Source organism: Aeromonas sp. INTO2 (genome assembly GCF_049860605.1).
Taxonomy (GTDB): domain Bacteria; phylum Pseudomonadota; class Gammaproteobacteria; order Enterobacterales; family Aeromonadaceae; genus Aeromonas; species Aeromonas caviae.
The window spans coordinates 831,310-851,109 of the sequence record NZ_CP187588.1; the positions used below are offsets into that span (position 1 = coordinate 831,310).

Below are 19,800 nucleotides of genomic sequence, written 5' to 3' on the forward strand. Positions count from 1 at the left end.
TGAGTATGCCATCCAGTATGCCATTTGATGTGGGATTTGATAGTGTTAGATTGGAAGGGTTCGGACACGATGCTCTTTCAATGCATTGATATTTCTTGGTTATTTGTTTTGATATAGATTGTTTTGGACTGTTTTATAGCGGTCTGTCTCTCCGCCATTTATTCCCCTCAAGCCCGCGTCCGTCGCGGGTTTGTCATTTCTACCCCCGCCTCAGCCATCTCCCAATGTCTTTCCCGATTTGGGGCCTGTGGTCACGGGGTCGCGAAGTCTCACCCCATTCTCTCGAATGTCCATTCACCTGATTAGCCACTTGCCGGCTCAGACAGGTCTCCCGGGGTCATCACCAACATGGTGATGGGGCATGGGCCCGCACCTGCAGGGTCATCTGGCCGACCCCGCGAGCTCAGCCATCGCGATCCCCCTGATAGGCGCAGAAAGCCTGCGAGTCGATGTGTCCAGAGTTGGCTATTGGTGCTTGGTTTTCTATCCCGCAGCCATCATCAGAGCAACGTGGCTGCGGGTTGGAGACTCATGCCTTGCGGCTGGCGAGCTGGCGAAGGCGCTGGGTGCTCTGGTGCAGACTCTGGTGCTGCACCTCGTTCAGGGCGCAGTGCTTGAGCACGTACTCGGCGCTGGCCACCACCGTCTTCCAGCGCGGTGCCTTGGGCAGGGTGTCGAGGTTCAGGTACTTGTCGAGGGTGCGGGTCTGGGGACTGGAGCGGTCCATGTAGACCCGCCACAGCTTGCTCTTCTCCGCCAGCACTATCTTGCCCTTGCCGGTGCTCTGCTGCCAGGTCTCCAGGGTGAGACGCATGGTGTCCACCAGGGCGCGGCGCAGAGGTTCGTCATCCTGCTGGCGAATGAGATCGTCGGCCAGCGACCTGAACTCCCCGCCCAGCCGGCTCAGTTCCCCCAGCAACTGGCCATCCTCGATGATGGCCTGGCGAGAGAGGCTCTTGAGGGCGTTCTCCAGTGCAGCCATGCGATTGTCGTCCTGGCGCGGTTCGGTGCCAAGGGTCAGCGCATAGGCGTGCTGCCCCCCCAGGTTGATGGGCAGGGCGCGGGCGTTGAGGGTGTCTCGCTGGCCCGCCACCAGGAAGTCCAGCTCCCGCTCCGGCTGCGCGGTCATGTCGGGCCACTGGCTTGCCAGCGGGGCGGCCAGCCACTCGTCCAGCCTCTGCCCCTCCATGGCTTCCGGCTCCTGACCCAGCAGGCGCGCCAGGGCCCGGGAGGCAAACAGCACCCCTCCTTGCTCATCGAGGAAGACCATGGGGTCGGCCCCCTCGCCAAGCAGGGCGAGGAGCCGCTCCTGATCCTGGTGCAGTTGCTCCTGGAGCAGCAGACGGTGCTCTATCTCCTGTTTGAGCAGGCGGTTCTCCACCAGGGAGGCGCGCCCGGCGCTGGCCTCCAGCAGGGCTCTCACCCGGGCGAACAGCTCCTCCTTGCAGAAGGGTTTCACCAGATAGTCGTTGGCCCCGGCGTTGAAACCCTCTTCAATCTCCTTGGGCTGGTTGAGGGCGGTGAGCAGCAGCACCGGCAGCTTCTCCTTGGGGTGCTGCTGGCGCAGACGGCGGCAGACGTCGAAGCCCGAGAGGGTGGGCATCATCACATCAAGCAGGATGAGATCCACCGGCTCCTGAGCCAGCTTGGTCAGGGCGTCGTGGCCGTCGCTGCTGGGCAGGATGCGATAACCGCAGGGCTGCAGCAGGTGGCGCAGTATGTGCAAATTGATGGGCTCGTCGTCCACCACCAGGATGACGGGGGCATCTTGCGGCGGGGGCGGCAGATCCTCGCTCTCCCAGTCCGGCAGGATGACGGGCTGCTGGCGCACCAGCTGGTGCTCTATCTGGCGGCTGTCGAGGGTCAGACTGCCCGCCTTGCCCCTGGCCAGCGGCAGGGTGAAGGCGAAGGTGGAGCCGACGCTCGGCTCGCTCTCCACGAACAGCTCCCCCCCCATCAGGTGTACCAGCTGGCGGGTGATGGAGAGACCGAGGCCCGCTCCCTGCTTGCTCACTTCCGGGCTCATCTGCACCAGGGGCTCGAAGATGTGCTCCAGATGCTCCCTGGCGATGCCGATGCCGGTGTCGGTCACCTTGATGCGCAGGAAGTTGCCCTCCACCAGGGCGCTCAGCACCACCTTGCCCTGGGGGGTGTACTTGATGGCGTTGCCCACCAGGTTGTAGAGCACCTGCTCGAGGCGCTGCTCGTCCGCCAGCACAGGGGGCAGCTCGGCGGGGCTCTTGTCCACCAGGGTGAGGGGCTTGGCCTGCACGAGGTGCTGACAGAGATCCAGCACCAGCCGGATGACCCCCTTGGAGGAGACCGGCTGGGGGTGGATCTCCAGCTGGCCGTAGCGCATCTGGTGGTAGTCGAGCAAGTCGTCCACGAGGCGCGCCAGACCGTCGGCGCTCTTGATGATGAGACCGAGCTGTTTCTGCTGCCCTTCGGTCAGGTCCTGCTGGCTGGCGAGCATGGACTCGGCCATCCCCTTGATGCCGTGGATGGGGGTGCGCAGCTCGTGGGAGGTGTTGGCCAGGAGCTCGTCTTTGAGCTTGTCCGCCTGTTGCAGGCTGAGGTTCTGCTTGTGGGTTAGCTTGACCTGCTGTTGCAGCTCCTGGGTCTGGCGTTCGATGAGCTCGATCTTGTCTTTCACCGAGCGCTGCATGTGGCGAAACGCCTGGGCCAGCCGGTCGATGTCGTCGTCGGTGCGGGGGATGGTGATGGGGTGATCCAGAGCGCCGTCCGCCACCTGTTCGGCGGCGGCGGTGAGGGATCGCAGGGGCGCCGTGATGGAGTGGGAGAGCCAGCGGGAGAAGAGGATCAGCAGCAGCAGTGAGCCAGCTCCCAGCAGGATCACCAGGGTCTCGAGCTGGCGGATGGGGGCATAGGCCTCGCTGGTGGAGATCTCGGCGATGAAGGCCCACTCGGTATCGAACACCTTCACCTGGGTATAGGCGGCCAGCACCTCGTCATCGTGGTAGGAGAGGAAGGGGCCGACCCCCTGCTCCCCGGAGAGGGCCTTGATGATGAGGGGGGTCTGCAGCGGTCGGAAGTCGGGGCTGAAGCTGTTCTCCACGCTGAATTCGGGGGCGAGCCAGGCGTTGGCGCGCATCCGCTTGTCCGGGCCGATGAGAATGGTCTCGCCGGTTGCGCCGAGCCCCTCCCGCTCCGCCATGATCTGGTTGAGCTTGTCCGGCAGCAGCTCGAAGATGACCACGCCGCGCACATAGTCGTACTGCATCACGGGGGCGGCGAGGTAGGCGACCACCTGGCCGGTCAGCTCGTTGCGGCCAAAATCGGTGAACTCGAAGATCTGCTGGGGCTTCTGGCCGCCATCGAGGCGGCGCTTGATCTTGGCGAAGGTGTTGCCAAGGCCGCTGGACTGGTAGGGGCCCGAGAGCAGGTTGGTGGCGAAGTTGGCCTGCTTGGTGACCGAGTAGACCACGTCACTGTTGAGGTCGACCAGGAAGATGTCGCTGTAGTTGGATTTGCGCACCATGTCGGCGTAGCCGCGATGGAAGCGCTGGTGGACGCGGCCATACATCTCGTCCGCCAGGATGAGGGCACTGATGGAGGGCTCTATCTCCACCTGACTGTCAGGTTGTTGCAGCTTGTCCCAGGAGCCAGGCACATAGCGGGCCTGGGCGCGGGCGCGGGCCTCCTGCGGCGTGGTGCCGAGCTTCTCGAAGGCACCGGTGAAACCGTAGAAGCGACCGATACTGTTGCCGGCAAAGTCCTGCTGGGAGAAGTTGATGATCTGCTCCTTGAGGTTGCCGAAGTAGTCTTGCAGCTGGTTTTTCTTGATGTTGCGCACCGAGACCAGATGGTTGGAGGTCTGGGTGGTGAGATCCTTGCCGTGGCTATAGAGGAAAAACAGGGTGACGACCAGGAAGGGCACCAGGCCCAACATGAAAAAAGCCAGCATCAGCTGCGGTCTGAGCCCCCGAGGCCTGAAGTTCCATTTCATCGCATGATTTTCAATTGAGAATCCAGTTACTAAGCGCGATGAGTTTCTGACTAAAGGCTAACTATTTCAATGGCTTTATCTTAAATTCGCTCGTCGGGTCACAGGGAGCGGGGGGATTTTCGACCAAGGCGTCTAAAGGGTGAGCAAACAGCACGGGAAAGGGCTTAAAGTGAGAAAAAAGGGTTGTGCCCGGGCTCGGGGTACGTATAATGCGCCTCGTTGTCAGGCAACTGGCACGCAAGCAGTCATGCGGGAATAGCTCAGTTGGTAGAGCACGACCTTGCCAAGGTCGGGGTCGCGAGTTCGAGTCTCGTTTCCCGCTCCAATACTCCATGGCACCAACCATGGACATCACTCTCAAGGCAATGCCTTGTCAGCATGGCGCGTTAGCAAAGCGGTTATGCAGCGGATTGCAAATCCGTTTAGTCCGGTTCGACTCCGGAACGTGCCTCCATCTTCTCCCTGTTTTCCACGTCATTGACGTTGTCTATCCGCCATGGCGGCCCAGAATGATGCTTCATTGGATGTCAGTAAGCCGTGAACAACCCTCCCGTTGCCACGTCTTGTGCAGATGCTGATCCATCTCGGCCAATGCCTCGCCCCTGGATCCGGACCTCTCTTCGCCCCCCTGTTCTGCCAGCGCGGCCATCTCCTTTATCAGCAGACCGCATTGCCACAGGCTGGCGGTGGGGACCCCGTGATAGGGGATGTCGATGGCATCGTCACGATTGAGCCGCCACTCCTGCCACTGGCTCCAGGCGAGCACGCCCAATGCCCCCAGCAGCGCCGCATCTGCAAGTTTCATCCTGTGTTCCCCCGTTCTGGTCCAGTCCTCGTTAACTCTGGAACAGGGGCCGCGTTTTGCCACCTTTGTTGTTTTTTAGTTAAAGAATGTAACCCGGTTTCATTTTTAGGCTTTTAGCCCCATTTTTTATCAAAAAATGGCGCTGTCGGTGTAGTAATCCTACAATGATTGGCGTAATCTTTGTTCAGTGGTCTTACCAGTGAGGCGTTACATCATGTTTCATCCCTTCTCCCTGACTCAGATAATCCTTCGCCGCATCTTCGTCCTGATGGCGGGTCTGCTCGCCTTCCCGGTGATGCTGTTTCGCCGGGATCGCGCCCGTTTCTACAGCTACCTGCACCGCATCTGGAGCAAGACCAGCACCAAGCCGGTCTGGCTCAAGATGAGCGAGCGAGGGGAGCGGATCTTCTACTGATCCTCCCCGTGACGCCCGCTTCACCCGGCGCCAGACTGGCGTGACAGGAAGGCAGGGCGCACCTCCCGATATAAAAAACCGACACCCTGGTGTCGGTTTTTTTATGGGGCTCGAACCGCCACCGGCCTTGTATCCATGGCTGGTCCACGTTGTCTCTTGTCTCTTGTTTCTGTGGGCGACCCTTTATGCGGCAAACGCCGGCGCACTCTCAGCCGCATTCTCAGCCGCGCCCGTGCGACATGACGGGAGGAAGGGCTGGCGGTACTCAGGGCGCAGGCCCAAGGGTGGCCAGCGCCGCGCGCAGACGGGCGAGGCCGATGGGCTTGAACAGGCAGTCGTTCATGCCGGCGGCGAGGCAAAGCTCCCGCTCGCGAGGCTGGGCATGGGCGGTGAAGCCCCAGACGGGCAGGTCATGGCCAAGGGCACGCAGGCTGCGGGTCAGCTCGAAGCCGTCCATCACCGGCATCTGGCAGTCGGTGATGACCAGATCGAAGGGGGGGCTGGCGAGGGCGCGCAGGGCCTCCAGGCCATTGCTGCGCACACTGACGTCGTGTCCCAGGTGCTTGAGCTGCTGGCGCAGCAGGATCTGGTTGGCGTGATTGTCATCGACCACCAGGATATGCAGCCGATGGGGGAGGGGTTGAGCCTGGTGGGGCTGGGGCGCCGGCATTGCCGTGATCGGGGCGGGGGTTGCTGAGCGAGCGTGAGGGGCAGCCTTATCTCGAGCCGGGTGCCTTCGCCGACCTGGCTGTGAACGGCTATCTCCCCCCCCATCATCTGGCACAGGATGCGGGCGATGTTGAGGCCCAGCCCGCTGCCGGGGAACTGGCCCTGGCCGTGGGCGCGATAGAAGGGGGTGAAGAGCCGGGGCAGCTTGTCCGCGGGAATGCCGGCTCCGGTGTCGGTGATGGTGAGGTGCAGCACAGGAGGCTGCTCGCTCCCGGTCAGGGTGGCGGTGATGGCGACCCGGCCCTGCTCGGTGAACTTGATGGCGTTGCCGATGAGATTGAAGAGGATCTGGCGCAGGCGAAGGGGATCGATCAGCACCCTTGGCATGGGGGTGTCGGGCAGCCTGACCTCATAGAGCAGCCCCTTCTGCTCGGCCATGCCCGCAAAGACCCGGGTGACGGACGAGAGCAGGGGCGCGAGATCGCAGGGGGTGGGAGTCAGGGTCATCTGGCCCGCCTCTATGGAGGCGATATCCAGGCTGTCCCCCAGCAGATCCAGCAGGCCGTTGGCGGAGTCGGCGGCGATGCGCAGCAGCTCGCCGCTGTGACGGCTGAGAGCGGGATCCTCGGTGGCCAGCTCCAGCATGCCGAGGATGGCGTTCATGGGGGTGCGGATCTCGTGGCTCATGGTGGCGAGGAAGTCGCTTTTGGCGCGGCTGGCGCTGTCGGCCTGCTGTTTGGCCTCGCGCAGCGCCTCTTCCAGCCGCTTGCGGTCCGTGATGTCTATCCAGCCGTCGATCACCCCGCTGATGGCCCCCTCCCCGTCGAAATAGGGCACCATCCAGTGATAGATGTCGCTCTGGGTTCCCCTGTGATGGAAGAGGCGATCCGCAAAGATGGGCTGCCCCTCCTGCAATACCCTGGCAAAGTCCTGCTCCAGCACGGCGATGCTGTCTGCATCGAGCACCCCTGACAGCCCCTGGGCGAAGGGCTGACCCAGGATGGCCTTTGGCTCGGCGCCGAGCTGGGTCAGGTATTTGCTGTTGCACAGCAATACCTTGCCGCTCTTGTCCCGCACGACGATGGGGTGGGGCAGGCTCTCCCCCAGCGCCCGGATGAACCTGACATGGGCCTCCAGTTGCTGGCGGGACGCCTGCTCGGCGCTGGCCATCCGCTTGAACATGCGGTTGCGATAGAGCAGCACCAGCGCCAGGGTGAGGAGCCCCACGAACACCAGGTAGACGATGTGGGCGTGGCGATCCATGAAGCCGGGCACCGGCAGTTTGCGGTTGCGCCACTCGTAACTCATCATGGCGAGCTCGTTGGGGGGGATGGCGAGGATGGTCTTGTCGAGGATCCCCATCAGCATCCCCTGTCCGGGCAGGCTGGCAAACCCCATCCGGATTGGCTCGTCATCGGCGGGGCCGGCGATGCGCAGCGGGCTCTGGGGATCATTGTCCAGCGCATGACGGGCAAAATAGAGGGGCACGATGGCGGCATCCACCCGTCCCTGGGCGAGCACCTCCATCGCCTCTGCGGCACTCTCCACCTGGGTGATGCGGCTGCCCTCCAGTCTCTGTGCGAGGGGCACATGGTGCGTCATCGCCACCGTCTTGCCCGCCAGACTCCGGATGGTGTCGATCCCTTGTTCCTCCTGGCGGGTGAGGATCACATAGATGTTGTCGGTGGCATAGGGCACCGAGGTGCGCAGCCCGTAGTGTTCGGCCACCTGCTGGGAGATGGCGCCGATGAGGTCGATGGCGCCTGACTGCATGGCTTTTGCCAGCTGACCCTCTGAGTCTGCCCGCACGAACTCGAAGGTGAGGCCGGTGCGTGTGCGGATCTTGTCCAGCATGTCCACCGTCATGCCGACCAGCTGGCCGTCATGATCCAGGGCGCCATAGGGGTAGAGGTTGTCCATCAGCCACACCCTGATGGGGGGCGCTTGCCGCATCCAGGCCCGCTCGGCGGCATCATAGAGATCGGCGCTTCGCTCGTTCATGTCGCGGATGGGCCCGTTCCACTGGGTGAAGAGGGTGTTGCGCGCCCGGTCGTCGATGGCCGCCAGCCCCCGGTTGACCAGGCTGAGCAGGGCGGGCTCGGTGGCCGGGACGGCAAAGCGGAACTCGGCAGGCGCCAGCTCGGGCGGGGCCTCGCCCCGCTGGCGAAGGTGGTCGAAGCGCTCGCTGTTGAGGTAGTGGGTGGCGTGGGCATCCCCTAGCAGGATGTCGTCGCGGCCGAAGAAGACCGCATCGAACGCCTCCATGTTGGAGGGATAGGTCACCAGGGTGAGAGTGGGGTAGTAGCGGCCAAAGCGCGCCCTGTCTATCTGATCCCGGACGGCGGCTACCCGCTGTCCCGGTGTGAGCAGTGCCCCCCGATAACGTCTGGGCACGGAGAAGACGAGGGGGCTGCTGAAATAGGGGTTGCTCAGGCGGATCGCCCGGGTGTCACTGTCCGCCAGGGTGAGATTGCCGAGGCTGGCGAGGTGTATCTCCCCCCGTGCCAGAGCACGGAGCAGGTGCGCCTTGTCGGGGAAGGCGCTCAGGGCAACGGGTTTGTCCAGCATCCGGGCCAGCAGGTCGATGTAGTCGGCACTGAGCCCCTCGACGCGCTGGCGAGCGCTCATGGTGAAGGGGCGGTAGTCCTCTTGCAGGATGCCGACCCGCAGTTGGGACTGCTGGCGCAGCCATCCGAGCTCCGCCTCCGACCAGCGGGGAGGCAGCGGGGCGGGATCGTAGCGGCTGTGCAGGGTCAGGGCCTGCACAGGTTGAAGGCAGAGCAGACAGAGCAGGATCAGTGTTCGATATAGGTTCATCTAGCCACCCGACGCGACAGCCATCCCTGCCAAGCCTCATCCAATGGCGGCCATTCTACCGGAAAATGGCTATAACGAGTCCGCTATTTCTCCACGCGCGTCGGCGGTAGCACGGCAAGCAGGGCGGCCTGGCCGCCCCGCCCTCAACCGAACTGGTAGGCCCCCATGTAGAGGCTGCCGTAATCCCAGCTGTCGTGCAGCTTTCGGGGTCTGTCGGCCCCCGCCGCGCCGAGCGCCACAAACAGGGGGCGCAGGTGATCGTCATGGGGATGGGATTCCACCGCGCCCGGCGCCCGGGCCCGGTAATCTTCCAGTGCTCCCCTGTCTCCCTCTGCCATGGTCTGCTCCAGCCAGCGGGCAAACTGGCTCGCCCACTGGGGAACCGGCGAGCCGTCCGGCCCGAGGGCACGGAGGTTGTGGGTGATGGCGCCGGAGGCGAGGATGCCGATCCCTTGCTCGCGCAGCCCCTGCAATGCCTCCCCCAGTTGCCACAGCTGGGCCGGGGTGAAGCTGGCCGGGATGGCGATCTGCACCAGGGGGAGTTCACTGTCCGGATCCATCAGGGAGAGGGGGGACCAGACTCCGTGATCCAGCTCGCGGCGCACCGGGGTGGCGGGCAGACCGGCCAGCAGCAGCTGATCGCTCACCGCTTCCTGCAACCATTGCGGGCTCGTCGCGGGCCAGCGGATCTGGTAGAGGGGCTCGGGGAAGCCGTAGAAGTCGTACATCAGGGCCGGGTTGGGCTCGACGTTGATCTGCAGCTCGCTTCGGCTGAACCAGTGTGCCGAGATCACCACCAGCCCTCTGGCACCCTTGAGGCGCAGTTGCTTGAGGAACCGGGTCGCGGGCTGATCGCGCAGGACCAGATCCGGGGCGCCGTGGGAGATGAACCAGACAGGGGCGATAGACATGACAGACTCCATATGCGTTGTGCCGATGCGCGCGGCGCACCGACAACCCGAGGCCAGGGCGACATGCCGCTGACGATGTGGTCATTATCTGCCCCTAATGATGGGTTAACAATCAGGCTTTATGGATAAGCACTCTTCACTTTTGGTTGATAGTCTGGCATCAGGGCGAGGGAGACCGGGGCAGAAACGACAACGCCGGCGCAGTGCGCCGGCGTTGTGATCAGGGTCCGTCGGACGTGGCTTCTGACGGGATGCCCCGCAGCGCCACCGCCAAGCTCAACGCAGGCCCAGGGCGGGTTTATTGAATGCCCAGCAGCTCCACGTCGAAGATGAGGACTGAGCCCGGCGGGATCTTGCCGGCGGCGCGATCGCCATAGGCCAGGTTGGCGGGGATGTAGAAGCGGGTCTTCTCCCCTTCCACCATCAGTTGCACCCCTTCGGTCCAACCCTTGATCACCTGGTTGAGGCCGAACTCGATGGGTTCGCCACGGGCGACGGAGCTGTCGAACACGGTGCCGTCCAGCAGCTTGCCCTCGTAGTGCACCTTCACCTTGCTGGTGGCGGTGGGGTGAACGGTGCCGGTGCCCGGGGTCAGCACTTCGTACTGCAGGCCGGAGGCGGTGGTGGTCACCAGGGGTTTTTCCTGGTTGCTGGCGAGGAACTCGGCCCCCTTGCGCACGTTCTCTTCCGCCAGCTTCCGGTTGTTGCTGCTGGAGTAGAAGTAGTAGGCGGCGCCGGCGATAAGAAGGGCTATCAGAATGAATTTCATCGGGTTTTCCTGTTCCTTGAAATCAGAGTGCAATGAAGGGGCATCTTATCCCAGCCGGGGAGGGAGGGCGAGGGGGGATGCCGGAGGATGTGACCGGACGGGCAAGGCACCGGGGGCATGATGCCCCCGGTTCGGATTTACTTGACGGCCACCATCATCAGGGCGGGCAGGGCGAAGAAGAGCCCGGCCACGTAACCCAGCGCCAGCAGCTTGTTCTCGCTGCCGACCCGGGCCAGGGTTTCGGCGGCCTTGATGGGCAATTCCCGCAGGAAGGGCACGCCATAGATGAGCGCCACGGCGAAGACGTTGAACAGCACATGCACGAAGGCGATGGTCAAGGCCAGCTGGGCGCCGGCGCCGCTGATGGCGGTGGCCGCCAGCAGGGCCGTGATGGTGGTGCCGATGTTGGCCCCCAGGGTGAAGGGGTAGAGCTGACGGGTGTTGAACACGCCGCCGCCCGCCAGCGGGATCATCAGGCTGGTGGTGGTGGAGGAGGACTGTACCATGACGGTCACCAGGGTGCCGGAGGCGATGCCGGTGAGCGGGCCACGGCCCAGGGCCTTGTGCAGCAGCTCCTTGGCACGACCCACCATGACCCGTTGCAGCACCTTGCCAAGGGCGGTGACGCAGAACAGGATGAGCAGAATGCCGATGACGATGGTGGCGATGGCGGGGCCCTTGCCCGGCAGGAAGGCGACGGCACCGTCGATGAGATCCAGGGACGGGGAGATGAGGGGCTTCATGAAATCCATCCCCTTCATCGACATGTCGGCGGAGCCCAGCAGCAGGCTGGCAATCCCTTCCGCACTCTTTTGCAGCAGACCGAACATCAGCTCCAGGGGCAGGAAGATGAAGACCGCCAGCAGGTTGAAGAAGTCGTGCACGGTGGCGGCGGCGAAGGCGCGGCGGAACTCGCCTCTGTCCCGGATGTGCCCCAGGGAGACGATGGTGTTGGTGATGGTGGTGCCGAGGTTGGCCCCCATCACCATGGGGATGGCCATGGCCATGGGCAGGCCCCCTGCCACCAGGCCGACGATCACCGAGGTGACGGTGCTGGAGGATTGCACCAGGGCGGTGGCCAGGATGCCGAGCAGCAGCGCGACGAAGGGGTTGTTGGCAAAGGCGAAGATCTGGGCCGCGCCCTCGGCGCCGCCGGAGAAGCCCTTGAAGCCGTGGGAGACGGCGCCAACGGCGACCAGGATCAGGTAGATCAGCGTGATCACCGCGAGCCAGTTGAACAGGGGGCCGGGACGACGGTTCTGCTGGGGTGCGGAAGATGCGGTGCTGTGCATATGGCCTCTTGGGGTCGTTCTGCGTTGAAAATGGACGGGCGCATTACAACAAGGCTCCATGACAGAAATATGACAACGTGACACTTTTATGATGCTTTGGTGACAGGGCTGCAGGGGGCGTCGCAGACAAAAGGTGTCGGAGCAAACGCCGATATGACGCCATCCGGCTCATCACCGGCCCCCGCCCTTGCACTGGGATCCCAGGGTTATATGCTGCCGGACTTTCCTGTCTTGAAACTGAGGAAGTGATGATGCGTGCATGGGTTTTGTGCCTCTCCCTGGGTCTGCTGTCTGCCGGTGCGCAGGCCAGCGTGTTCAAGTCCGAGTGCAACCTCGACAAGGCGGTCAGGAACGAGGCGATGAACGCCACCCTGGGGGTCAAGGGCAACTGCGATGCCGACAAGCTGGTGCGCAAGCAGAAGGAGAAGGCCAATGCCGAGGTGAAGAAACACACCACGGACGTGCTGGACAAGAAGACGGCGGGACTGAAAGAGACCAGGCAGCACACCAATGCGGCCCTGAACAAGCAGAGTGCCGGTGTGAAGCAGGCGCAGGACAAGGTCAACCAGACCCGCAAGGATGTCAACGCCGTGACCAGGGATCCGGTCAAGGCGGCCGCCACGGCCGTGCTCAATCAGGGGTGAGGGTCCGCGTATCGGACGTCTGAATGCAAGAAGGGGAGCCATGGGCTCCCCTTCTGTTTGGGCGTGTGTGCCGCCTTACTGGCCGTCGGCCGCTTCCTCGTACTGACGGAAGGGGATGCGGAACACGGCGAGGCGCAGGAAGAGGTAGGTGACCCCGATCCCCGCCCAGATGAGGCCAAGCTCCAGAGAGCTCTGCTCCAGGTTGATCCAGAGGGCGCCGATGGTGGCGGCCCCCAGCAGCGGCAGCACCAGGAACAGCAGGTGTTCCTTGAGGCTCTTGTTGCGCTTCTCGCGCACCCAGAACTGGCCGATCACCGAGAGGTTGACGAAGGTGAAGGCCACCAGGGCGCCGAAGTTCACCAGGGCCAGGGCCATGTCCAGATCGAAGGAGACCGCGGAGAGGGCCAGGGCCCCCACCAGCAGCACGTTGATGGCCGGGGTGCGCCAGGTGGGGTGGATATAGCCGAACACCCGCTCCGGGATCATGCGATCGCGCCCCATCACGTAGAGGATGCGCGACACTCCGGCGTGGGCCGCCATGCCGGAGGCGAGCACGGCCGCGGTGGTGCACACCAGCACCACGCTCTGGAACAGGGTGCCGCCCACGTAGAGGGCGATCTCCGGCAGCACGGCGTCCGGTTCCTTGAAGCGGGCCAGATCCGGGAAGAAGAGCTGCAGGCTGTAGGAGACGGTGACGAAGATGATGCCGCCGATGAGGGCCGTCAGCACGATGGCACGGGGGATCACCTTGCCGGCATTCGGGGTCTCTTCGGAGAGAGAGCTCAGGCCGTCGAAGCCCAGGAACGAGAAGCAGAGGATGGTGGCGCCGGTGAACAGCGGCAGCATGCTGGCAGACTCCACATGGAACGGACGGCTGCTCATCAGGGTGCCGGCCCCTTCACCGTGACTCAGGCCCCAGGCGATGAGGCCGAGGAAGGTGACGATGATGGCGATCTGGATGAAGACGATGAAGCCGTTGAGGTTCGCCACCAGCTTGATGCCGCGCAGGTTCAGGAAGGTCATCACGGTCACCAGACCGAAGATGAAGATCCAGGGCTCCACGGTGGGGAACATGGCGGTCAGGTAGATCTTGGCCAGCAGGATGTTGATCATCGGCATGAACATGTAGTCCAGCAGGGAAGACCAGCCCACCATGAAGCCCACATAGGGGTGGAACACCTTCTGGGCATAGGTGTAGGCGGAGCCTGCGGACGGGAAGCGGCGCACCAGGTGGCCGTAGCTGAACGCGGTCAGCAGGATGCCGCCGAGCGCCAGCAGGTAGGCGGTGGCCACGCGACCATCCGTGATGTCACCGACGATGGCGAAGGTATCGAATACCGCCATGGGCGTGAGGTAAGCCAGACCCATCACCACGACCTGGAACAGGGTGAGGGTCTTGAGCAGCTTGGCACCGGCCATCACGCTTTCTCCTCTGCACAGGCCCCGTGGGCGAGATAGGACGGGATCAGGGACGCGGAAACGCGTCGCTGGACACAGGGGGCGCCCATCTGTGGCACAGATGCGTGGCGCACGCCGGCGGGGACCGGCAGGAAAGCAGTGAAATGCCCCATGTTTTTCCTCACAACGTCGGGAGATTGCTTGGCAATCTGGGTATCAATTCCGGCACATGGCCGGCCTCTTGGTGAATGGTGGTGTGCCCCAGAAAAGCAAAGAACCGATGTTGTTGAAACATCGGCTCTCAAGGGGCGCCGTATTGTGCCCTCAGGGGGGGGAGGAGACAAGCGAAAAAGGCCGCCAGCGGGGAATTTTTTCCCCCCGTGAGCGATCACTTCGCCACCGCTGCCGAAAAGTCGATGACAACCTTGTCATCAGCTGGCGCCCTGCTTTGCCACTATGTGAAACCGGCGCCCTGAGGGCGCCGGTTTTGCTCAGGAGGCGTCCTGCTCGGGGCGGCCGAGGCGGACCCGGAACACGGTGAGGCGCAGCAGCAGGTAGATGGCACCGAGGGCGGCCCAGATCAGCCCCAGCTCGAAGGAGGCGGGCTCCAGGTTGAGCCAGAGCACCCCGATGCAGGCGGCGCCGCACAGGGGCAGGGCGAGGAACAGCAGGTGATCCTTCAGGGTCTTGTTGTGACCCAGCTTGAGATAGAAGTGGGCAATCACCGCCAGGTTGACGAAGGTGAAGGCCACCAGGGCGCCGAAGTTGATGAGCGCCAGCGCCATCTCCAGATCGAAGACCACCGCCGAGAGGGCCAGCATGCCCACCAGCAGCACGTTGAGAGTCGGGGTCTGCCAGGTGGGGTGGATGTAGCCGAAGACGCGGCTCGGCAGGGCGCGATCCCGGCCCATCACATAGAGCAGGCGCGACACCCCGGCGTGGGAGGCGAGCCCCGAGGCGAGCACCGCCACCGTGGTGCAGACCAGCACCACCGCCTGGAACAGCTTGCCGCCCACATAGAGGGCGATCTCCGGCAGCACCGCATCCGGCTGCTGGAAGCGGGAGATGTCCGGGAAGAAGAGCTGCAGGAAGTAGGAGACCGAGATGAAGAGCACGCCGCCGATGAGGGCGGTGAGCACGATGGCCCGGGGGATCACCCGATCCGCGTTCGGGGTCTCCTCCGACAGGGTGGTGATGGCGTCAAACCCGAGGAACGACAGGCAGAGGATGGAGGCGCCGGTCAGCAGGGGATTGATGTGCATCTGCTCGGAGAAGAAGGGGCGGCTGCTCGCCACCGTGCCGAGCCCCTCGCCGTGGCTCACGCCCCAGGCGATGAGGCCGATGAAGACGGCGATGATGCTGAACTGCATGATGACGATCAGGCTGTTGAAGTTCGCCACCAGCTTGATGCCCCGCAGGTTCAGGAAGGTCATGACGGCGGCCAGGGCCAGGATGTAGGTCCAGGGGGCCACGCCGGGGAAGAGGGCCTCCATGTAGATCTTGGCCAGCAGCATGTTGATCATGGGCATGAACATGTAGTCGAGCAGGGAGACCCAGCCCACCATGAAACCCACATAGGGGTGGAACACCTTCTGGGCATAGGTGTAGGCGGAGCCTGCCGAGGGGAACTTGCGCACCAGGTGGCCGTAGCTCATGGCGGTGAACAGCATGCCGATGAGGGCGAGCAGGTAGGCGGTCGGCACATGGCCTTCGGTGATCTCGGTGACGATGCCGAAGGTGTCGAACACCGCCATGGGGGTGAGATAGGCCAGCCCCATGATGACCACGTGCCAGAGTTTCAGGCTTTTTTTCAGACCGGCGGGGTGCGGGTGCATCAGGCGATCCCCCGCAGGCTGGCTGACGGGATCAGGCTGACGGTGAGGTCATCCTGCACGGTGGGGGCGCCAGTCCGGGATGCGGACGGATGGCGCAGACCGGCGCGGGCCGGCAGGAAAGCGATGATATGCCCCATGGAGTTCCTCACTAAGAAGCGGGTGTCGTGAGATGGCGTGCCACCTCGTTATCATTTCCGGTCTGTTCCGGCCTCGTTATGGATTTGTTTGGCGCAAAAAAAGAACCGGGCTCCGATGAGCGGACGGTCCTTGAATACGGCGGCGCATTGTGCATTCGTGATGCCCCCTTGACAAGCATATCAAGGGAGCAAAAACGCATTTTTTTGCACGTGGGCGAACGCGGTCTTCCGGATCAGGCCAGGGAGGCGGACAGGGCCTGCTCCAGCAGGTCCAGTCCCTCGTCGACGATGGCCGCCGGGGCGGTCAGGGGGGCGAGGAAACGGATCACGTTGCCACGCACGCCGCAGGCCAGCAGCACCAGCCCCCGCTTGCCCGCCTCGGCCACCAGCCGCTTGGTGAGATCCGGGTCCGGTCTGGCGGCATCTCCCTCCTTCACCAGCTCCATGGCCACCATGGCGCCGGGGCCACGGATGTTGCCGATGCAGTCAAACCGTGTCGCCAGCTGGTGCAGGCGTGCCTTGATCTGCTCCCCCTGGGCCAGGGCCTTCTGGTTCAGGCGCTCCTCCTCGATCACCTCCAGCACTGCCAGGGCGGCGGCGCAGGCGATGGGGGAGCCCGCATAGGTGCCCCCCAGGCCACCGGGCTTGGCGGCGTTCATCACCTCGCTCTTGCCCACCACGGCAGAGAGCGGGAAGCCGCCGGCCAGGCTCTTGGCGAGCGTCATGATGTCGGGTTCGACACCGCTGTATTCGGTGGCGAAGGTTTTGCCGGTGCGACAGAAACCGGTCTGGATCTCGTCGCAGATGAGCAGGATGCCGTGCTGGTCGCACACCTGGCGCAGGCGCTGCATGAAGCTGGCGGAGGCGGGGTAGAAGCCCCCTTCCCCCTGCACCGGCTCGATGATGATGGCGGCCACCCGGGTGGGTTCGATGTCGGCGCTGAAGCAGAGATCCAGCGCGGCCAGGGCATCGTCTTCACTCACTCCCAGGTAATCGGCGGGGAAGGGGAGGTGATAGACCTCCCCCGGGAAGGGGCCGAAGCCGGTCTTGTAGGGCACCACCTTGCCGGTGAGGGCCATGCCCATCATGGTGCGGCCGTGGAAGCCCCCCTTGAAGGCGATGGTGCCGCTGCGACCGGTGTGGGCGCGGGCGATCTTGATGGCGTTCTCCACCGCCTCGGCGCCGGTGGAGAGGAAGAGGGTGCGCTTGGGGGTGGGGCCGGGCACCAGGGCATTCAACTTCTCCGCCAGCTCGATATAGCCGGAGTAGGGGGTGACCTGGAAGCAGGTGTGGCTGAACTTCTCGAGCTGCTCGCGCACCGCCGCCACCACCTTGGGGTGGTTGTGGCCGGTGTTGAGCACGGCGATGCCGGAGGCAAAGTCGATGTAGCGGTTGCCCTCCACGTCCCACAGCTCGGCGTTGTGCGCCCGGTCGATGAAGACCGGCAGCAGGGTGCCGACCCCCTGGACCACGGCCGCTTCGCGGCGGGCCTGCCACTGCTGGTTGTTGCTTGAATGACTCATCTTTCCTCCCTGAGGGGCATGGGCCCCCGCTGTTCCTGTGCCATCTGGCCATATGTGTGCCGCCAACTGCCCTCGGGCAGGGCGGCCTGTTCGCAAAAGGGGGCCCCGGGTGTGCCCTCAGGGCCCACAAGGCGCTCGGTCGTGACCGGCGGCCCCCTCTTTCTATCTGTAAAAGCGATGGGCTGTGTCATAACGCATCTGTTTTAACGATGCGATTGCCCCTTCACTCCCCTCAGCGAATGCCGCCAAAGCAGAGGTATTTGGTCTCCAGGTACTCCTCCAGCCCTTCGGCCGCCCCTTCCCGGCCCAGTCCCGACTCCTTGATCCCGCCAAAGGGGGCCAGTTCGGTGGAGATGATCCCCTCGTTGATCCCCACCATGCCGTATTCGAGCCCCTCGGCCACTCGCCACACCCGGGCGATGTCGCGGCCATAGAAGTAGGCGGCCAGGCCATAGGGGGTGTCGTTGGCAAGCGCAATGGCCTCGGCTTCCGTCTCGAAGCGCACCAGGGGGGCGACGGGCCCGAAGATCTCCTCGTCCAGAATGGGGTTGCCCCGGGTGACCCCGGTCAGGATGGTGGGGTGATAGAAGAGGGGACCGGCGGGGTGGGCGTCGCCCCCCACCAGCACCCGGGCACCGGCGGCGACCGATTGCTGCACCAGCTCGGCCACCTTGCTGGCGGCGGCCGGGTTGATGAGGGGCCCGATCTGGACGCCCTCGCCCATGCCGTCCCCCACCTTGAAGGCTTTGACCGCGGCGGCGAGCTTCTCGGCGAAGGCGTCATAGACGCTGGCCTGCACCAGGATGCGGTTGGCGCAGACGCAGGTCTGGCCGGCGTTGCGGTATTTGGAGGCCAGGGCCCCGGCCACGGCGGCGTCGAGGTCGGCGTCGTCAAAGACGATGAAGGGGGCGTTGCCGCCCAGCTCCAGGGAGAGGCGCTTCATGGTGTCGGCGCACTGGCGCATCAGCAGTTTGCCGATGCGGGTGGAGCCGGTGAAGGAGAGCTTGCGCACCACGGGGTTGCTGCACAGCTCGTTGCCCACTGCGCTCGCCTGATGGGAGGTGACGATGTTGATGACCCCGGCGGGAATGCCCGCCTGCTCAGCCAGTACCGCCAGCGCCAGGGCGCAGAGGGGTGTTTCGGCGGCGGGCTTGATGACGATGGTGCAACCGGCGGCCAGCGCCGGACCCGCCTTGCGGGTGATCATGGCGATGGGGAAGTTCCAGGGGGTGATGGCGGCCACGACCCCCACCGGCTGCTTGATGGTGGCCAGGCGCCGATCGGCGGAGAAGCCGGGGATGGTGCGGCCATAGGCACGCTTGCCCTCTTCCGCGAACCACTGGATGAAGCTGGCGCCGTAGGCCACCTCTCCTTTGGCTTCCGCCAGCGGCTTGCCCTGCTCGCAGGTCATGATGCGGGCGAGCTCCTCCTGGTTGGCCATGATGCGCTCGAACCAGGCGTAGAGTTTGCTGCTGCGCTCCTTGGCGGTGAGGGCCGCCCAGGCGGGTTGCGCCGCGTGGGCGGCCGCGATGGCGAGGCGGGTGTCCTCCCCGTCCATGTCGGGCACCTGGGTGATGACCTGGCCGGTGGCCGGGTTCAGGACCTCGAACCGGCGCCCGCCCAGGGACTCGCACCAGCGGCCGTCGACATAGGCCAGGGATTTGATCAGGGAGAGAGCAGGTTGTGATGCTGACATATGTAAGGGGCCTCGATAGTGGGTCTGGGTGGCGCGTTTATGTGGGCACCGCCGTATAGAATAATAAGCACGTAATGACCATAAAATGAGCCGAAATGTTTTTCAAGTGTTAAATATATTTGAGTGAACTGGGCGTCACATGCTAGAAATGGGGCTGTGAGCGCGATTGTAGCGGTTTTCATTGCGCAGGGTGTGCAAAATAATGAACGCCCTGGGTTGTGCAGGATAGTGAACGGGGCTGACGTGCCTGACTCACTATATTGACCAGGCTGCACCAGGTATTCGAATGACCATGGAAGGAGATGGGCGATGGAGCAATCCCGTGGCGAGGTCCGGTGGCGGACCATGACGGACAACCCCCTGGCGGAGCACGAGAGAAACATGGGGGAGCGGCTCGCCCGGATCCGCAGGGAGCTCGGGCTCTCCCAGCGCCGGGTGGCGGAGCTGAGCGGCCTGACCCACGGCGCCATCTGCATGATAGAGCAGAACAAGGTGAGCCCCTCGGTGGCCTCCCTGCAAAAGCTGCTGAGCGTCTACGAGCTGCCGTTGTCGCGCTTCTTCGCCGAAGAGGAGGTGGCGAGCACGCCCAGCGTGGTGATCAAGGCGGAGCAGCTCATCGAGCTCGGCAGCCAGGGGGTCTCCATGAAGCTGGTGCACAACGGCAACAATCGGCGCCAGCTCGGCTTCATGCTGGAGACCTATGCCCCCGGCACCGACACCGGCGGCGTGGTGAAGCATCAGGGGGAGGAGGTGGGCACCGTGCTGGAAGGGTCGGTGCTGCTGACCCTGGCCGGCCAGACCTATGAACTGTGCGCTGGGGACAGCTATGTCATCGACACCGGCGAGCCCCACAGTTTCAGCAATCCTTCGGGGCAGGTCTGCCGCATCGTCAGCGCCCACACCCCGGCCAGCTTTTAATGTG

The 19,800-nt window shown here is 64.1% G+C and carries 15 protein-coding genes and 2 tRNA genes; 5 read left to right on the top strand and 12 right to left on the bottom strand.

Annotated features, from left to right (window positions below; translation table 11 throughout):
• Nucleotides 1-529 precede the first annotated feature (529 nt).
• Nucleotides 530-3,967, bottom strand: a complete 3,438-nt coding sequence (locus ACPW74_RS04020; RefSeq protein ID WP_425858572.1) for an ATP-binding protein — start codon at nt 3,965-3,967, stop codon at nt 530-532.
• 249 nt (nt 3,968-4,216) lie between these two features.
• Here ACPW74_RS04020 and ACPW74_RS04025 point away from each other — a divergent pair.
• Both ACPW74_RS04025 and ACPW74_RS04030 read left to right on the top strand, forming a co-directional pair.
• Nucleotides 4,217-4,292 (top strand) — tRNA-Gly (locus ACPW74_RS04025).
• A 55-nt stretch (nt 4,293-4,347) separates the two neighbouring features.
• Nucleotides 4,348-4,421, top strand: a tRNA-Cys gene (locus ACPW74_RS04030).
• A 63-nt stretch (nt 4,422-4,484) separates the two neighbouring features.
• Here ACPW74_RS04030 and ACPW74_RS04035 read toward each other — a convergent pair.
• Complete coding sequence (locus ACPW74_RS04035) at nt 4,485-4,772, bottom strand: hypothetical protein (RefSeq protein ID WP_041213319.1); 288 nt, start codon at nt 4,770-4,772, stop codon at nt 4,485-4,487.
• Between the two features lie 214 nt (nt 4,773-4,986).
• Here ACPW74_RS04035 and ACPW74_RS04040 point away from each other — a divergent pair, with 214 nt between their 5' ends.
• Complete coding sequence (locus ACPW74_RS04040; RefSeq protein ID WP_010673543.1) at nt 4,987-5,187, top strand: YbfA family protein; 201 nt, start codon at nt 4,987-4,989, stop codon at nt 5,185-5,187.
• A gap of 265 nt (nt 5,188-5,452) precedes the next feature.
• Here the strand turns inward: ACPW74_RS04040 and ACPW74_RS04045 are convergent, their stop codons facing one another.
• From ACPW74_RS04045 to ACPW74_RS04065, 5 genes are all read right to left on the bottom strand, one after another.
• Nucleotides 5,453-5,746: a response regulator gene (locus tag ACPW74_RS04045; RefSeq protein ID WP_425859178.1), complete on the bottom strand. Its 294-nt coding sequence runs from the start codon at nt 5,744-5,746 to the stop codon at nt 5,453-5,455.
• Nucleotides 5,644-8,673, bottom strand: coding sequence for an ATP-binding protein (locus ACPW74_RS04050; protein ID WP_425858573.1), 3,030 nt, complete (start codon nt 8,671-8,673; stop codon nt 5,644-5,646). The genes ACPW74_RS04045 and ACPW74_RS04050 overlap by 103 nt, the downstream gene beginning before the upstream one ends.
• Before the next feature lie 143 nt (nt 8,674-8,816).
• The gene (locus ACPW74_RS04055; protein ID WP_210538614.1) at nt 8,817-9,584 is read right to left on the bottom strand and encodes a DODA-type extradiol aromatic ring-opening family dioxygenase; all 768 of its coding nucleotides are present in this window, start codon (nt 9,582-9,584) and stop codon (nt 8,817-8,819) included.
• A 298-nt stretch (nt 9,585-9,882) separates the two neighbouring features.
• A complete protein-coding gene (locus ACPW74_RS04060) occupies nt 9,883-10,353 on the bottom strand; it encodes an FKBP-type peptidyl-prolyl cis-trans isomerase (protein WP_010673545.1) in 471 nt (156 codons plus the stop codon).
• A gap of 137 nt (nt 10,354-10,490) precedes the next feature.
• Complete coding sequence (locus ACPW74_RS04065; RefSeq protein WP_279981619.1) at nt 10,491-11,645, bottom strand: Na/Pi symporter; 1,155 nt, start codon at nt 11,643-11,645, stop codon at nt 10,491-10,493.
• 251 nt (nt 11,646-11,896) lie between these two features.
• Between ACPW74_RS04065 and ACPW74_RS04070 the strand changes: the two genes are divergently transcribed.
• Complete coding sequence (locus tag ACPW74_RS04070) at nt 11,897-12,289, top strand: hypothetical protein (RefSeq protein WP_029314009.1); 393 nt, start codon at nt 11,897-11,899, stop codon at nt 12,287-12,289.
• 75 nt (nt 12,290-12,364) lie between these two features.
• Here ACPW74_RS04070 and ACPW74_RS04075 read toward each other — a convergent pair whose 3' ends face one another.
• The 5 genes from ACPW74_RS04075 to ACPW74_RS04095 form a co-directional block, all read right to left on the bottom strand.
• Nucleotides 12,365-13,708, bottom strand: a complete 1,344-nt coding sequence (locus ACPW74_RS04075; protein WP_039039328.1) for an APC family permease — start codon at nt 13,706-13,708, stop codon at nt 12,365-12,367.
• Nucleotides 13,709-14,178: 470 nt separating this feature from the next.
• Entirely contained in the window at nt 14,179-15,522 is a 1,344-nt protein-coding gene (locus ACPW74_RS04080; protein WP_128273403.1) for an APC family permease, read from the bottom strand.
• A complete protein-coding gene (locus ACPW74_RS04085; protein WP_164882979.1) occupies nt 15,522-15,659 on the bottom strand; it encodes a hypothetical protein in 138 nt (45 codons plus the stop codon). Before ACPW74_RS04085 ends, ACPW74_RS04080 begins: the two co-directional genes overlap by 1 nt.
• A gap of 233 nt (nt 15,660-15,892) precedes the next feature.
• Nucleotides 15,893-17,182 (bottom strand): 4-aminobutyrate--2-oxoglutarate transaminase, encoded by a 1,290-nt coding sequence (gene gabT / locus ACPW74_RS04090; protein ID WP_042014742.1) that lies wholly within the window; start codon nt 17,180-17,182, stop codon nt 15,893-15,895.
• Between the two features lie 232 nt (nt 17,183-17,414).
• A complete protein-coding gene (locus tag ACPW74_RS04095) occupies nt 17,415-18,878 on the bottom strand; it encodes an NAD-dependent succinate-semialdehyde dehydrogenase (RefSeq protein WP_010673552.1) in 1,464 nt (487 codons plus the stop codon).
• Between the two features lie 309 nt (nt 18,879-19,187).
• On the opposite strand from ACPW74_RS04095, the gene puuR reads away from it, so the two are divergent.
• A complete protein-coding gene (gene puuR / locus ACPW74_RS04100; RefSeq protein ID WP_029314011.1) occupies nt 19,188-19,796 on the top strand; it encodes an HTH-type transcriptional regulator PuuR in 609 nt (202 codons plus the stop codon).
• Nucleotides 19,797-19,800: the final 4 nt, after the last annotated feature.

What these genes read in the sequence shown, in the direction of transcription:
- ACPW74_RS04080 (WP_128273403.1), bottom strand. Translation starts at nt 15,522, where the DNA reads ATGCACCCGCACCCCGCCGGTCTGAAAAAAAGCCTGAAACTCTGGCAC.
- puuR (WP_029314011.1), top strand. Translation starts at nt 19,188, where the DNA reads ATGGAGCAATCCCGTGGCGAGGTCCGGTGGCGGACCATGACGGACAAC.
- ACPW74_RS04050 (WP_425858573.1), bottom strand. Translation starts at nt 8,673, where the DNA reads ATGAACCTATATCGAACACTGATCCTGCTCTGTCTGCTCTGCCTTCAA.
- ACPW74_RS04095 (WP_010673552.1), bottom strand. Translation starts at nt 18,878, where the DNA reads ATGTCAGCATCACAACCTGCTCTCTCCCTGATCAAATCCCTGGCCTAT.
- ACPW74_RS04020 (WP_425858572.1), bottom strand. Translation starts at nt 3,967, where the DNA reads ATGAAATGGAACTTCAGGCCTCGGGGGCTCAGACCGCAGCTGATGCTG.
- ACPW74_RS04085 (WP_164882979.1), bottom strand. Translation starts at nt 15,659, where the DNA reads ATGGGGCATATCATCGCTTTCCTGCCGGCCCGCGCCGGTCTGCGCCAT.
- ACPW74_RS04060 (WP_010673545.1), bottom strand. Translation starts at nt 10,353, where the DNA reads ATGAAATTCATTCTGATAGCCCTTCTTATCGCCGGCGCCGCCTACTAC.
- ACPW74_RS04040 (WP_010673543.1), top strand. Translation starts at nt 4,987, where the DNA reads ATGTTTCATCCCTTCTCCCTGACTCAGATAATCCTTCGCCGCATCTTC.
- gabT (WP_042014742.1), bottom strand. Translation starts at nt 17,182, where the DNA reads ATGAGTCATTCAAGCAACAACCAGCAGTGGCAGGCCCGCCGCGAAGCG.
- ACPW74_RS04065 (WP_279981619.1), bottom strand. Translation starts at nt 11,645, where the DNA reads ATGCACAGCACCGCATCTTCCGCACCCCAGCAGAACCGTCGTCCCGGC.
- ACPW74_RS04055 (WP_210538614.1), bottom strand. Translation starts at nt 9,584, where the DNA reads ATGTCTATCGCCCCTGTCTGGTTCATCTCCCACGGCGCCCCGGATCTG.
- ACPW74_RS04035 (WP_041213319.1), bottom strand. Translation starts at nt 4,772, where the DNA reads ATGAAACTTGCAGATGCGGCGCTGCTGGGGGCATTGGGCGTGCTCGCC.
- ACPW74_RS04070 (WP_029314009.1), top strand. Translation starts at nt 11,897, where the DNA reads ATGCGTGCATGGGTTTTGTGCCTCTCCCTGGGTCTGCTGTCTGCCGGT.
- ACPW74_RS04075 (WP_039039328.1), bottom strand. Translation starts at nt 13,708, where the DNA reads ATGGCCGGTGCCAAGCTGCTCAAGACCCTCACCCTGTTCCAGGTCGTG.